Source organism: Micromonospora palomenae (assembly GCF_007829925.1).
Lineage (GTDB): Bacteria > Actinomycetota > Actinomycetes > Mycobacteriales > Micromonosporaceae > Micromonospora > Micromonospora purpureochromogenes.
In genome coordinates this window covers 807,556-820,897 of sequence record NZ_VIXA01000002.1, presented here as the reverse complement: position 1 = coordinate 820,897, position 13,342 = coordinate 807,556, and the positions used below count along the sequence as shown (strand labels likewise).

At 72.8% G+C, this 13,342-nt stretch carries 13 protein-coding genes; 11 read left to right on the top strand and 2 right to left on the bottom strand.

The window, feature by feature from the left end:
* The first annotated feature begins 416 nt into the window (after window positions 1-416).
* The 3 genes from FHX75_RS14835 to FHX75_RS14825 are packed head-to-tail and all read left to right on the top strand — an operon-like array spanning window position 417 to window position 3,228.
* Window positions 417-1,001 carry an ArsR/SmtB family transcription factor gene (locus FHX75_RS14835; RefSeq protein WP_154940395.1) on the top strand — a complete coding sequence of 195 codons (585 nt, stop codon included), beginning with the start codon at window positions 417-419 and terminating at the stop codon, window positions 999-1,001.
* 40 nt (window positions 1,002-1,041) lie between these two features.
* The gene (locus FHX75_RS14830) at window positions 1,042-2,343 is read left to right on the top strand and encodes an MFS transporter (RefSeq protein ID WP_154940393.1); all 1,302 of its coding nucleotides are present in this window, start codon (window positions 1,042-1,044) and stop codon (window positions 2,341-2,343) included.
* A gap of 33 nt (window positions 2,344-2,376) precedes the next feature.
* Window positions 2,377-3,228 carry a menaquinone biosynthetic enzyme MqnA/MqnD family protein gene (locus FHX75_RS14825; protein WP_154940391.1) on the top strand — a complete coding sequence of 284 codons (852 nt, stop codon included), beginning with the start codon at window positions 2,377-2,379 and terminating at the stop codon, window positions 3,226-3,228.
* A 94-nt stretch (window positions 3,229-3,322) separates the two neighbouring features.
* On the opposite strand, the gene FHX75_RS14820 is transcribed toward FHX75_RS14825, so the two are convergent.
* Both FHX75_RS14820 and FHX75_RS14815 read right to left on the bottom strand, forming a co-directional pair.
* A complete protein-coding gene (locus FHX75_RS14820) occupies window positions 3,323-4,255 on the bottom strand; it encodes a serine hydrolase (RefSeq protein WP_154940389.1) in 933 nt (310 codons plus the stop codon).
* On the bottom strand, window positions 4,255-5,244 hold the full coding sequence (locus tag FHX75_RS14815; RefSeq protein WP_154940387.1) for a hypothetical protein: 990 nt from the start codon (window positions 5,242-5,244) through the stop codon (window positions 4,255-4,257). Before FHX75_RS14815 ends, FHX75_RS14820 begins: the two co-directional genes overlap by 1 nt.
* 367 nt (window positions 5,245-5,611) lie before the next feature.
* Between FHX75_RS14815 and paaA the strand changes: the two genes are divergently transcribed.
* From paaA to FHX75_RS14775, 8 genes are all read left to right on the top strand, one after another.
* Window positions 5,612-6,679 (top strand): 1,2-phenylacetyl-CoA epoxidase subunit PaaA, encoded by a 1,068-nt coding sequence (paaA, locus tag FHX75_RS14810; protein WP_154940385.1) that lies wholly within the window; start codon window positions 5,612-5,614, stop codon window positions 6,677-6,679.
* Window positions 6,676-6,963, top strand: coding sequence for a 1,2-phenylacetyl-CoA epoxidase subunit PaaB (gene paaB / locus FHX75_RS14805; protein ID WP_154940383.1), 288 nt, complete (start codon window positions 6,676-6,678; stop codon window positions 6,961-6,963). Before paaA ends, paaB begins: the two co-directional genes overlap by 4 nt.
* Entirely contained in the window at window positions 6,960-7,685 is a 726-nt protein-coding gene (gene paaC, locus FHX75_RS14800; RefSeq protein ID WP_154940381.1) for a 1,2-phenylacetyl-CoA epoxidase subunit PaaC, read from the top strand. Before paaB ends, paaC begins: the two co-directional genes overlap by 4 nt.
* On the top strand, window positions 7,682-8,158 hold the full coding sequence (gene paaD / locus FHX75_RS14795) for a 1,2-phenylacetyl-CoA epoxidase subunit PaaD (protein ID WP_154940379.1): 477 nt from the start codon (window positions 7,682-7,684) through the stop codon (window positions 8,156-8,158). Before paaC ends, paaD begins: the two co-directional genes overlap by 4 nt.
* A complete protein-coding gene (paaE, locus tag FHX75_RS14790; RefSeq protein WP_154940377.1) occupies window positions 8,155-9,264 on the top strand; it encodes a 1,2-phenylacetyl-CoA epoxidase subunit PaaE in 1,110 nt (369 codons plus the stop codon). Before paaD ends, paaE begins: the two co-directional genes overlap by 4 nt.
* Window positions 9,265-9,340: 76 nt before the next feature.
* Complete coding sequence (locus FHX75_RS14785) at window positions 9,341-10,195, top strand: hypothetical protein (protein WP_154940375.1); 855 nt, start codon at window positions 9,341-9,343, stop codon at window positions 10,193-10,195.
* 96 nt (window positions 10,196-10,291) lie between these two features.
* Entirely contained in the window at window positions 10,292-11,482 is a 1,191-nt protein-coding gene (gene mqnC / locus FHX75_RS14780) for a cyclic dehypoxanthinyl futalosine synthase (protein WP_154940373.1), read from the top strand.
* Window positions 11,483-11,651: 169 nt separating this feature from the next.
* Window positions 11,652-12,845 carry a cell wall anchor protein gene (locus FHX75_RS14775; protein WP_154940371.1) on the top strand — a complete coding sequence of 398 codons (1,194 nt, stop codon included), beginning with the start codon at window positions 11,652-11,654 and terminating at the stop codon, window positions 12,843-12,845.
* Window positions 12,846-13,342: the final 497 nt, after the last annotated feature.

Here is a 13,342-nt window from a genome sequence, read left to right as displayed (position 1 = left end):
GCGCGCGGCGCTCCACGTTACGCCCCGCCCTCGACGGCGGCCACGCATTTACGCCGACCCCCGGTCGCCCATGCCGCGCTCGCCGGTCCGGCGCCTGCGCCCGAGCTACTGGCCGGCGTCGGGAGCCGGGCGGCAGCCCGGCCCTCGGGAGGTTGCGGTGCTCTACACGTCGCTTTGGAGCTGATGTCGCAAACGATTCAGCCCCGGCTCGGCACGACCTGGGCATCGCACAGGGCGGGCGACAGTCGTGACGGCACCCGGTCCGGTGAGTCGTTTGCGTCATCAGGTCCACAGGATGCTGCGAGGACCCAGCCGGTGGGTGCGGGCAGTCGGCAGGGGCGTGGAACGGCAGGCCGTGTCGGGCGGGACGGACCGGCGCTGGTCCCGCCGGGCGGCGGGGCGGGATCATGGGTGGCATGACGGAGGCGCGGCCCGAGCAGCGCCGGATGACGATCAGCGACCCGCAGGTGATGCGGGCGCTGGCCCATCCGGCCCGAATCGCGATCATGGAACACCTGAACACCCGGGAGGGCGGCGCGACTGCCACCGAGTGCGCCGAGGTGGTCGGCATGTCGCCGAGCGCGACCAGCTACCACCTGCGGGCGCTGGCGAAGGCCGGCCTGGTGGAGCAGGCGCCCAGCCGGGGCGACGCGCGGGAGCGGCTCTGGCGCACCTTCAGCCAGAGCTGGTTCGTCGATCCGGGCCAGGACGCGGGCCCCGAAGCCCGCGCCGCCGAGCAGGCGCTGGTCGAGGCGCACGCCGCTCGGGACATGGAGCGGACCCGGGACTGGTTGCGGCGCGCCGCGGGTGAGCCTCCCGAGTGGTACGACGTGGCGCTGTTCAACGACAGCATGCTGCTGCTCACCGCCGCCGAGTTGGCCGAGCTGAACGAGGCGGTGCTGGCCCTGCTCCGGCCGTACCGGCAGCGGAACCGGCAGGCCGATCCGCCGGCCGGGGCGCGGTCGGTGGCGGTGCAGTACAAGGTGGTGCCGTTGGCGTAGGGGGTTGTGTCGATCAGGTGTGAAGGATTATTTTCGAAATATGTCCTTCACATCTGGCGGTTCCCGGTGGTCCGACGTCTGGCTGGCCGCCACCGCGCGGGGCACCACCATCTGCGGCGACTTCCTCGCCGCCACCGCGCTCGCGCTCGCCCTCCAGGCCGCCGGCGCCAGCGGGCTCGCCGTCTCCGGGCTGCTGCTGGCCGCGACCCTGCCGCTGGTGGTGCTCGCCCCGCTCGCCGGGCGGCTCGCCGACCGGGTGGACAGCCGCCGGCTGCTGGTCACCGTCGGCCTGGCGCAGGCCGCGCTCTGCGCCCTGCTCGCCTTCGCCGAGCATCCGGTCCTGGTCATCGGGCTGGTCGCGCTGCTCGCCTGCGGGCTCGCGGTCACCCAGCCCTGCCTGGCCGCGCTGCTGCCGGCGATGGTGCGCCCCGACGACCTGCCCCGGGCCAGCGCGGTCAACCAGACCGCGGTCTCTCTCGGCGCGCTCGCCGGGCCGGTGCTCGCCGGGCTGCTGGTCGGGCAGTTCGGCACCCGCGTACCGCTGCTGCTGGACGCCGTCAGCTACCTCGCGCTGGTGGTCGCCGGCCTGCTGCTGCGTACCCGCCGGGGTGGCCGGCGGACCGCGACCGCCACGGCCGCGACCACCACCGGACCGGCGCCGGCCTGGCGGCTGCGCCGCGACCCGCTGCTGCTGGCCGTGGTCGTCACCACGGCCGCGGTGATCGCCGCGATCGGCGGCATCAACGTGATCGAGGTGTTCTTCATCCGCGACACGCTGGACAGCTCGGCCACCATCTACGGGCTGGTCGGCGCGGCCTGGATGGCCGGCATGCTGCCGGGCAGCTGGCTCGCCGCGCGGCTGGCCCGCCGGCTCACCGACGACGGCGCCCTGGTGTACGGGGTGCTGGCCACCCTCGGCGGCTGCAGCCTGATGGTGGTCCTCGCCTCCGCCGTGCCGGCGGCCGGACTGCTGGTCCCGCTCTGGCTGGTGGGCGGAGCGGCGAACGGCGGGGAGAACGTCTTCGCCAACGTGCTGACCGCCCGGCGGGCCCCCGAGGCGCTGCGGGCCCGGGCCTACGCCACCTACGGCGCGGCCGTCCAGGGCGGTTCGATGGCCGGGTACCTGGCCGGCGGTGCGCTGCTGGCGGTGCTGCCGCCGCGCCCGTTGATCGCGGTGGCCGGGGCCGCCGGCCTGCTGGTGGTGCTCGCGTTCGTGCCCGTGGTCGTCCGCGCCGTCCGGCGCGCGGGATCGGCCGTCGGCCCGGTCGAGCCGGCAGTGGCGGCCGAGCCCGGTGGACGGGCGGTGGGTGCGGAGTTGGCCACTCCGGTGCCGGGCCGCTGAGCAGGCCGAGGAGCGCGGGGCTACCGTCGGGTCATGGTTGAACGCGTGGCGCGCCCCCGGGTCGGGCACATCCAGTTCCTGAACTGTCTGCCCATCTACTGGGGGCTGATGCGTTCCGGCGCGCTGCTCGACGTCGACCTGCACAAGGACTCGCCGGACCGGCTGAGCGCCGCGCTGGTCGCCGGCGACCTGGACATCGGGCCCATCTCGCACGTGGAGTACCTGCGGCACGCCGACGAGCTGCTGCTCCTGCCCGACCTCGCGGTCGGCAGCGACGGGCCGGTGCTCTCGGTCAACGTGGTCTCCACGAAGCCGCTCACCGAGCTGGACGGCGGCCGGGTCGCGCTCGGCTCCACCTCGCGTACCGGGGTGCTCCTCGCCCAGCTCCTGCTCGGCGAGCGGTACGGCGTCCGCCCCGACTACTTCCGCTGCCCGCCGGACCTGACCCAGATGCTGCTGGAGGCCGACGCGGGCGTGCTCATCGGCGACGTGGCGCTGCGCGCGCTCTACGAGGCCCCGCGCCGAGGGCTGGAGGTCACCGACCTCGGGCAGGCCTGGCGGGAGTGGACCGGACTGCCGATGGTCTTCGCCGTCTGGGCGGTACGCCGCGACTTCGCCGCCGCCCACCCGGGCATGGTCAAGGAGGTGCACGAGGCGTTCCTGCGCTCCCGTGACCTGTGCCTGGCCGAGCTGGACCAGGTGGCCGAGTCGGCCGCCCGCTGGGAGCCGTTCGATGCGGCGACCCTCGCCACGTACTTCCGTACCCTCGACTTCTCCCTCGGCGAGCGGCAGGTGGCCGGGCTGCGCGAGTTCGCCCGGCGGGCCGCGGCGATCGGCGAGGCCCCGGCGCTGCCGGACGGCGGTCCCGAGTTCTTCGCCGGCTGACCGCGCCGACGGGTCTTTCGACACCAGAAAGCCGATGTGGCGGTGCCCCGAGTGAGGGGACACCGCCACATCGGCGAAACGGCGGACAACGGGCTCAGGTGCCCGACCGGAGCACCGCCTCGGTGATCTTCTGGCAGTTCTTCATGCCGTACTCGTAGCCCATGTCGATCGGGTAGCGGACCATCACGCCCATCGTCCAGTTGTCGCCGATCGCCAGGCAGTTGATGTGCATCTCCTGCTCGCGGGTCCGGTCGACCCAGCCGTTCTTGATCGCGATGGTCTTCCGCTCGGCGGCCGGGAACGCCTTGCGGATGCCGAAGTCGCCCGTGCCGCGCACCAGCCGCATCTCGTTGAGCAGCCACTTCGTCCACTTCGGGCCGGCCGCTCGGCCGTCGGCGATGCACGCGCCGAGCCGGGCGGTGTCCCTTGGGGAGAGGTTGGTCCGGCTCCAGCCGCCGTCGGCGGCCGGGCTGCTGTCGGTGGTCTTGCAGATGGAGATCAGCCGCTTGATCGACGCGGACCGGCCGACGCTGTTGTAGAACTGCTCGGCCCGGACGTTGTCGCTGTCCCGGATGATCCGGGTGGCGTCGGCGAGCTTGGCGTTGCTCGGCGTCTGCCCGGCCTCGGCGGCCTTGCGCAGGTAGTCGGCGACGATCCAGGACTTGATCAGCGACGCGGTGGTGCTGGTCTCGTCCATGTTCTCCGAACCGATGATCTTTCCGGTCCGGGTGTCCAGCACGCTCCAGGCGTACCAGCCCTTGATGTCGAGATCGATCTGCTCGTCCGCGAACGGCAGCGGCTCCAGCGCCGGGGACGGGGACGGCTTCGGGCGGTTGCTGCGGTCGGTGGGCTGGCCGGTGGAGCGGCCCGGGGTCGGCTCGCCCCAGTGCGAGGCGGCGGCCGACTGCAGCGGCGAGCCGGGCAGCAGCCGCAGCGACACCAGCACCAGGCCGATCAGGATGGCGGCGAAGGCGGCCAGCGTCAGTGGCGTGGCGTTCCGCCGGTCACCACGGCGGCTGCCGGCCATCAGAGCTTCCCGACCGGCTGCTGCGGCACCTTCAGCGCCGCACCGGGCTGCGGCGTGACCAGCTGGGTCGCGACGCTGGCGCAGACCTTCGCGCCGTACTCCAGCTTGCTGCTCTGCGGGTAGCGCAGCATCACCGCGAGGCTCCACTTGTCGGTGACCGCCAGGCAGCTGACGTGCCAGTTGCCGTCGTAGTTGAGAGGGGTCCAGCCGTTCTTGATGGCGACCGGACCCTGCGCCTCGATCTCGGCGGGCAGGCCGTCGACGATGCCCCACTTGCCGCCGCCGGACCTGGCCTGCTGCACCTTGACACTGCCGCGGACCTGGGCCATCTCGTTGAGCACCCACTTGGTCCACTTGCGGCCGGCCGCCTTGCCGTCGGCGATGCAGTCGCCGAGCTTGACGGCGTCCCGGGGGGACATCCGGGTGAAGCTCCACCAGCCCTCGTAACCGGGCACGTTGCCGCGTCTGGTGTCGGTGAGGCCGCAGATGCTGATCGCCCGCTTGACCACCGGGCCGGGCTGCCCGCCCGCCGGCACCTTGTACGAGCCGCCGGCGGCCTTGTAGACCCGGTTCGCCGCGTCGTCGTTGCTGTCCCGGATCGCGAGGCTCGCGTCCTTCTTCAGCGCGGCCGAGGGCTCCTTGTCGCCGAGCTGGCGTAGGTAGTCGGAGACGATCCAGGCCTTGAGCATCGACTCGGTCGAGCTGGTCGAGGCCATGTTCTTGGAACCGGAGACCGTGCCGGTCTGCCGGTCCATCAGGGCCCAGCCGAAGAACTCGCCCTTGAAGTTCACCGAGACCGGGCCGGCGGCCAGCGTCGGCGGCGGGGGCGGGGTGGGCGTCGGGGCGGGGACCTGCTCCGCCGCACCGCCACCGATGCCGCCGAGGCCGCTGCCGTCGCCGGCCAGCTTCGCGTACGCGGTGGGCACCAGCAGGCCGGCGCCGAGCAGGACCGCCAGGACGGCGAGCACCATGGTCACGCGAGATCGCATGAGTGGGTGAACTCCAGATGTCAGGGCCGGGGGGCCGGCTGTTTCCGCATTGGTCGGCTCGACCGCTGAGGCCGGGGGATGGCCGTCGTCGTGGTGCGATCGTCAGCAGCCGATCGGTGGTGACCGGGGGAAGTCTACGTCCGGACGGGCGACTCGCCAGAACCCGACGCACGGCAACTTGCCGTGAACCCGGGATAAACAGCAGGTTTGCCGGCCTTGGGGGGATTCATCTTCGCTAAGTGACGTATGTCACAGGGGAAAGCCGGTGCAGGTGTCCACCCAGAGCGGCTGTCCGGTGACGCAAAGGCTTCTCGCAATCCTGTTACACCCTCTGGTGTCATCGGGGATGAGCTGTAACACTTGGACCATGTATGGCAACGACTTCGCCGCCGAGGGGGACGCTCCCGGTGGTGACCTGCTCGGTCAGGTCGAGGCGGCCGAGGTGGCGCTGCGCGAGGCGGCGGCGCGCGGTCGGCGCGGTGCCCCGGAGCCCGGTGGGGACCTGGCGGCCTACTTCGCCGAGGTCATCGACGCGGACCAGAAGATCGAGCCGCGCGACTGGATGCCCGAGGCGTACCGCCGGACGCTGATCCGGCAGATCGCCCAGCACGCGCACTCCGAGATCATCGGCATGCAGCCCGAGGGGAACTGGATCAGCCGGGCCCCCTCGCTCAAGCGCAAGGCGATCCTGCTGGCCAAGGTGCAGGACGAGGCCGGCCACGGGCTCTACCTCTACGCGGCGGCCGAGACCCTCGGCATCAGTCGGGACGAACTGGTCGAGATGCTGCTCAACGGGCGGCAGAAGTACAGCTCGATCTTCAACTACCCGACGCTGACCTGGGCCGACGTCGGCGCCATCGGCTGGCTGGTGGACGGCGCCGCGATCGTCAACCAGGTGCCGCTGTGCCGCTGCTCGTACGGCCCGTACGCGCGGGCGATGATCCGGGTCTGCAAGGAGGAGTCGTTCCACCAGCGGCAGGGCTACGAGATCCTGCACACGCTGGCGCACGGCACCCCCGCGCAGAAGGCGATGGCCCAGGACGCCGTCGACCGCTGGTGGTACCCGTCACTGGCGATGTTCGGCCCGCCGGACGGCGACTCGACCCACTCCGCGCAGTCGATGGCCTGGAAGATCAAGCGCTTCTCCAACGACGAACTGCGCCAGCGCTTCGTCGACATGTGCGTGCAGCAGGCCGAGATTCTCGGCCTCACCCTGCCCGACCCCGACCTGCGCTGGAACGACGAGCGCCAGGCCTACGACTACACCCAGCCGGACTACGACGAGCTGATGCGGGTGATCAAGGGCGAGGGCCCGTGCAACCGGCAGCGGATGGAACACCGCCGCCGCGCCCACACCGAGGGCGCCTGGGTACGTGAGGCCGCTGCGGCGTACGCCGCCAAGCGGGCGCAGCAGAGGGAGAAGGTGGCCGCATGAGCATGGAGTCCTCGCCGCTGTGGGAGGTGTTCGTCCGGGCCCGGCGCGGGCTGTCGCACACCCACGTCGGCAGCCTGCACGCCCCCGACGCCGAGCTGGCCCTGCGCAACGCCCGCGACCTCTACACCCGCCGCCAGGAGGGGGTGTCGATCTGGGTGGTGCCGGCGAGCGCCATCACCGCGTCCAGCCCGGACGAGAAGGACGCCTTCTTCGACCCGGCCGCCGACAAGGTCTACCGCCACCCCACCTTCTACGAGGTGCCGGACGGGGTGGCGCACCTGTGAACGGCCCCTTCGACTTCACCCTCGCGCTCGCCGACGACGCGCTCGTCGCCGCGCAGCGGCTCGGCGAGTGGGCCACCCGCGCGCCCGAGATGGAGGAGGACATCGCGCTGGCCAACATCGCCCTCGACCAGCTCGGCGCGGCCCGCCTGCTGCTGTCGTACGCGGGCGAGCTGGAGGGGGCCGGCCGGGACGAGGACGCGCTGGCGTACCTGCGCGACGACCGCGAGTTCCGCAACTGCCTGCTGGTGGAGCTGCCCAACGGCGACTTCGCGGTGACCATGGTGAAGCTGCTGCTGCTCTCGGCGTACCAGCTGCCGCTCTACACCGCGCTGGCCGGGTGCGCCGACGAGCGGCTGGCCGCGATCGGCGCCAAGGCGCGCAAGGAGTCCGCCTACCACCTGGACCACAGCTCGCTGTGGGTGAAGCGGCTCGGCGACGGCACCGAGGAGTCGCACCGCCGGGCCCAGGCCGCGCTGGACCAGGTCTGGCCGTACCACCACGAGCTGTTCACGGCGGACCCGGCGGCGCCGGTCGACCCGGCCACCCTGCGGGCCGACTTCGACGCCACCGTCTCCGCCGTGCTCGACGAGGCGACGCTGACCCGCCCGGAGAGCGGCTGGGCGCCGGCCGGCGGGCGCGCCGGCGTGCACACCGAGCACCTGTCGTACCTGCTCGCCGAGATGCAGGTGCTGCACCGCGCGCATCCCGGAGTCCGGTGGTGACCGACCCCAGGGCGGCCGTGGCGGCGGTGGTGGATCCGGAGATCCGGGTCATCACCATCGACGAGCTCGGCATCCTGCGGGCGGTCGACGAGGACCCGGCCACCGGCCGGGTCGTCGTGACCATCACCCCCACCTACACCGGCTGCCCGGCGATGGACGTGATCCGCGCGGACATCCGCCGGGCGTTGGCCGCCACCGGTCACCCGGACGCCGAGGTGCGCACGGTCTACAGCCCGGCCTGGAGCACCGACTGGATCTCCGACAGTGGGCGGGCCAAGCTGGCCGCCGCCGGCATCGCCCCGCCCGCCCCGGCCCGGACCGCGACCGTGGTGCCGCTGACCCTGACCGTGCGCTGCCCGCGCTGCGGCTCCCCGGAGACCGAGCAGGTCAGCCGCTTCGGCTCCACCGCGTGCAAGGCCCTCTGGCGCTGCCGCGCCTGCTCCGAACCCTTCGACCACCTGAAGGCGCTGTGACTGTCACCATCACCCGGCCCGTCCGCCGCCGGCCGGTCTTCCACCCGCTGGCCGTCGCCGCCGTCGACCGGCTCACCGACGACGCCGTGGCGATCACCTTCGCCGTGCCCGAGGAGCTGCGGGAGACCTTCGCGTTCTCCGCCGGCCAGCACCTCACCGTGCGCCGCGAGGGCACGGACGGCGCGGAGGTGCGGCGGTCGTACTCGATCTGCTCGACTCCGGCCGAGCTGGCCCGGCACGGCCGGCTGCGGATCGGCGTGCGGGAGATCCCCGGTGGCGCGTTCTCCGCGTTCGCCTGCGGGGCGCTGCGCGGCGGCGACACCGTCGAGGTGCTGCCCCCGCTCGGGCACTTCACCACGGCGTTCGCGCCGGAGCGGGTCCGGCACTACGGCGCGGTCGTCGCCGGTTCCGGCATCACCCCGGTGCTCTCGCTGGTCGCGACCGCCCTGGCCGTCGAGCCGGCCAGCACCTTCACCCTGGTGTACGGCAACCGCACGGCCAACACGGTGATGTTCGCCGAGGAGCTGGCCGACCTGAAGGACCGCTACCCGACCCGGCTGCACCTGGTGCACGTGCTCTCCCGCGAGCAGGGCGAGTCGCCGTTGCTGTCGGGGCGGATCGACGCCGAGCGGCTGGGCCGGCTGCTGGAGACCATCGTGCCGGGCGACGCCATCGAGGAGTGGTTCCTCTGCGGCCCGTACGGCATGGTGCTGGCCGCCCGGGAGCTGCTGACCGGCCGCGGCCTGCCGGAGTCGGCGGTGCACAGCGAGCTGTTCCACGTCGACGCCCCGCCGGAGCCGGTGCGCCGCCCCGGTGACGAACCCGGCGCCGGGGCGGAGGTGACGATCCTGCTCGACGGGCGGTCGTCGAGCTTCACCATGGGGCGCGACGAGCGGGTGCTGGACGCGGCGCTCAAGGTCCGCGGCGAGCTGCCGTACGCCTGCAAGGGCGGCGTCTGCTCCACCTGCAAGGCGAAGGTCGTCGACGGGGCGGTGACGATGGCCCGCAACTACGCCCTGGAGCCCGACGAGGTGGCTGCCGGGTACGTCCTGACCTGCCAGTCCAGCCCGACCACCGATCGGCTCACGGTCGACTACGACGCCTGACGGCTGCCGGTTCCCACCGGGTAAACAATCGATGACGGTAACTGAGCCGGGCCGGCTTCGCGTGCCATGATGGGCCATGGCCCGCCCGTCCGGATCGACCGTCGTCGCGGTGGCCCTGGTCGCCGGCTCGGCCGCGCTGGTGGCCTTCCTGCTCCGGCAGGGCCTGGACCGGGCGAACCTCTGGGCCGGGGTGCTCGCGCTGCTGCTGACGATCGCCGGCGCGCTGGCGCGGGCCTGGAGCGGCTGGGTGTCCCCCCGGCCTCCGGATGGTGGCCGGCGGCTGCCGACCGTGACCGGTGTGCCGGTCGGCGGCCCGGACCGGCCGGCTCGCGACCCGGACGGGCCGGCGGGCGATCGTGACCGGTCCGACGGTGGGCCGTCCCGGGACACCGCCGGTCGGGTCGCGCGGCTTTTCGGTGCCGGCCCGTGGTCGTACCGCACCCTGGCGGCGGTGGTGGTGGCCACCGTGCTGGCCGTGCTGGTCGTGGTCAACCTGCCGACCGGTGCCGGGCCGCCCGAGGTTCGTCCGACGGGTACCGGGCCGGTCGCGCCCACCGGCTGGGTGCAGGTGGGCGGCGGCGAGCGGCTCACCCTGGCCGACGGGCAGAGCTTCGACCTCGCCAGCGGGGTCGCGGGCGGCGAGCTGGCGCCCGGCGCCGACCTCCTGCTCACCCAGCGGGCCGACCGGCTGGGCGTCCGCGAGCCCGGCGAACTGGCCGTCGTGGGGCCCGGCGCCGGCCACGAGGTGCGGCGGTGCCTGGAGGCCGACACCTGGGACGGGACGATCGACGGCGTGCACGAGCTGGCGGCCGGGACGGACGTCTGCGTACGGACCGCGGACGGCCGCTGCGCGATGCTCACCGTCGAGAGCCCACCGGACGTCGTGACGCGCGTCCTCACCTTCCGTTACACGCTGTGGGAACGCCGGTGAGCCCGGCGTGCCGGCCGGTTCCCCGCTCGTGGGGCGCGGGTCACCGGTGGCGGTGCCCGGTGCGGTGCCGTCGGGGGCCGACGTAGGCTCGGAGGCGTGACGGTGAGCCGGGAGATCGACGACATCCTGCAGCGCGGCGCGGACGGCGGGCGGATCACGCCCGAGGAGGCCCTGCTGCTCTACACCGAGGCGCCCTTTCACGCGCTGGGCGAGGCGGCGGACGCGGTACGCCGCCGCCGCTACCCGGACAACATCGTCACGTACCTGATCGACCGCAACATCAACTACACCAACGTCTGCGTGACGGCGTGCAAGTTCTGCGCGTTCTACCGGGCCCCCAAGCACAAGGAGGGCTGGACCCACCCGACCGAGGAGATCCTGCGCCGGTGCGGCGAGGCGGTCGAGCTGGGCGCCACCCAGGTGATGCTCCAGGGCGGCCACCACCCGGACTACGGCGTCGAGTACTACGAGGAACTCTTCTCCTCGGTCAAGCAGGCGTACCCGCAGCTCGCCATCCACTCGATCGGGCCGAGCGAGATCCTGCACATGGCCAAGGTCTCCGGCGTGAGCCTGGACGAGGCCATCGCCCGGATCAAGGCGGCCGGGCTGGACTCGATCGCCGGCGCCGGCGCCGAGATGCTGCCCGACCGGCCGCGCAAGGCCATCGCCCCGCTCAAGGAGTCCGGCGCGCGCTGGCTGGAGGTCATGGAGCTGGCCCACCGCCAGGGCATCGAGTCGACCGCGACGATGATGATGGGCACCGGCGAGACCAACGCCGAGCGGATCGAGCACCTGCGGATGATCCGCGACGTGCAGGACCGCACCCGGGGCTTCCGGGCGTTCATCCCGTGGACGTACCAGCCGGAGAACAACCACCTCAAGGGCCGCACCCAGGCGACCACGCTGGAGTACCTGCGGCTGGTCGCGGTGGCCCGGCTCTTCTTCGAGACCGTGCCGCACCTGCAGGCGTCCTGGCTGACCACCGGCAAGGACGTCGGCCAGCTCTCGCTGCACATGGGCGTGGACGACCTGGGCTCGATCATGCTGGAGGAGAACGTCATCTCCTCGGCCGGCGCGCGGCACCGCTCCAACCTGCACGAGCTGATCGCCATGATCCGCTCGGCGGGTCGGATCCCCGCCCAGCGGGACACCCTCTACCACCGCCTCGCGGTGCACCACACCCCGACCGACGACCCGACCGACGAGCGGGTGGTCTCGCACTTCTCCTCGATCGCCATGCCCGGCGGCGGGGCCGGTAAGTCACTGCCGCTGGTCGACGCCCGCTGACGGGCGGCGACCGGAGCCGACAACACCGGGGCACGGAAGACGCCGGTCAGGGAAGCGGGGATCGGCGGCAGCGGGATGGTGGCCGGACGGCGCAGGGGACAGCGCGGCGGATGATCCGCCGCTAGCCTGCGGCGTACCTGTCGTCTTTTCCCACGGGGGGAACCCTTCCATGATCTTCCGTAACCGGCCGTTGGCGCGGCTGGGCGCCGCCGCGCTGCTCGCCTCCGGCGCGTTCACCGTCCTCGGCACCCCGGCGTACGCCGACAACCCGGCCACCGACCTGTCGCTGGACGTGGCGGGCACCCGCGTCGCGGCGGGCACCCCGGGCAAGGTCGGCTTCGTCAAGCTCTCCAACAAGGGGGAGAACACCCCGACCGAGGTCGTGCTCGCCGTCGACGTGTCCAAGCTGGACCCGGCCAAGGTGGACGTCGTACCCCTGCTCGAACAGTGCGAGGAGGCCACGGTCGACGGGCGGCGCACCTGGCTGTGCGCGCTGACCAAGCAGGAGATCCCGACGCCGGGCGCGACCGTCGAACTGCCGGCGCTCGCGTTCAAGGACACCGACGCGGTGACGGGCGAATACTCGGCGCCCATCACGTTCCAGATCCAGTCGGAGAACGACACCGACGCCGCGAACAACTCCCGGACCACCCAGGTGGAGTTCACCACCGAGAGCGGCGTGGACCTGCTGGTGCTGGCGCCGGACGTCCGTACCCAGGTCTTCTGGCGGGCCAACGGCGAGCCGGACGTGAAGAAGCCGACCCTGAACCCGGGCGACGAGACGACCGTCTTCGCGCTCATCCTCAACCAGGGCGACATGATCGCCGACGGGGTCGACCTGAAGATGTCCCTGCCCAAGGGCGTCACCTTCAGCCAGGACCTGAAGGAGTGCGAGTACACCGCCGACCGGCGTACCGCCGACTGCCGGAGCGGCCTCACCCGGCTCAATCCGGGCGACGATCTGTACGGCGTCTTCCCGGTGAAGGTGGCGGCCGACGTCGATGCTCCGGTCAGCCTGACCGGCGGCGCCGTCGAGGTCAGCTCCCGGGGCGCCCTGCCGGCCACCGAGCGGAGCCTGGCCAACACCCCCAGCGAGCTGGCTTCGTTCCTCACCACGACCGCGCCGGCCGGGCTGGCGAAGGACGTGGACCCGAGCGACAACAGCGACAACTTCGCCGTGATCGTGGCCGCCCCGGCCGACGGCGAGGGTGGCGGCGGTGGCCTGCCGGTGACCGGGCCGCAGGCCGGCCTGATCGGTGGCGTCGGCGCGGCGGTGCTGGCCGCCGGTGGCGCGCTGTTCGTGCTGGCGCGGCGTCGGCGGGTGGTGCTGGTGACCCCGGGCGACGAGAAGCCGACCGCCTGACCGGCGGGAGTGGACCGACCGGCCGCGACGAGGCCGGTGGACGCGGGGTGGGACGGACTGCCGTCCCACCCCGCGCCGCGTCCCGGGGCCGCCCCGCCGCGACCGACCGGAAGTCGTGCCCGCGGGGGTCGGATGGGCATTCATGGCGGCCGTTCGGACGACGGTTGGCGGGTGAGATCCGGTGCAAGGCCGGCGGTCCGGACAATCGCCTGGTGGCGGCTGGGGCACAGCTCGGAAACGATCGGCGCGCAGGGATGGCGGGGCCTCGCCGGCGGCGGCTAACGTGCGGCCGACGCACCTGCTCTTCCCCGGGATTCGCCGGCGGCGGGAAGCGGGCAGCCCGGGGGCACGTCCTCCATCGGCCCATGAGGGCCGTTCACATATAACGCACGGCAGTGGGGGCGGGATGGGTGACCATCCCGCCCCCACTGTTTGGTCCGTAGGGGCACCGATAGCGGCGAATCGCGCGGCGGCGCTGGCGTACGCCCGTCGATCTC

Bases quoted from the DNA above. Each gene is read 5' to 3' on its own strand.
- FHX75_RS14830 (WP_154940393.1), top strand. From the start codon at position 1,042: ATGTCCTTCACATCTGGCGGTTCCCGGTGGTCCGACGTCTGGCTGGCC.
- FHX75_RS14815 (WP_154940387.1), bottom strand. From the start codon at position 5,244: ATGCGATCTCGCGTGACCATGGTGCTCGCCGTCCTGGCGGTCCTGCTC.
- paaB (WP_154940383.1), top strand. From the start codon at position 6,676: ATGAGCATGGAGTCCTCGCCGCTGTGGGAGGTGTTCGTCCGGGCCCGG.
- FHX75_RS14775 (WP_154940371.1), top strand. From the start codon at position 11,652: ATGATCTTCCGTAACCGGCCGTTGGCGCGGCTGGGCGCCGCCGCGCTG.
- FHX75_RS14835 (WP_154940395.1), top strand. From the start codon at position 417: ATGACGGAGGCGCGGCCCGAGCAGCGCCGGATGACGATCAGCGACCCG.
- FHX75_RS14820 (WP_154940389.1), bottom strand. From the start codon at position 4,255: ATGGCCGGCAGCCGCCGTGGTGACCGGCGGAACGCCACGCCACTGACG.
- FHX75_RS14785 (WP_154940375.1), top strand. From the start codon at position 9,341: ATGGCCCGCCCGTCCGGATCGACCGTCGTCGCGGTGGCCCTGGTCGCC.
- paaA (WP_154940385.1), top strand. From the start codon at position 5,612: ATGTATGGCAACGACTTCGCCGCCGAGGGGGACGCTCCCGGTGGTGAC.
- FHX75_RS14825 (WP_154940391.1), top strand. From the start codon at position 2,377: ATGGTTGAACGCGTGGCGCGCCCCCGGGTCGGGCACATCCAGTTCCTG.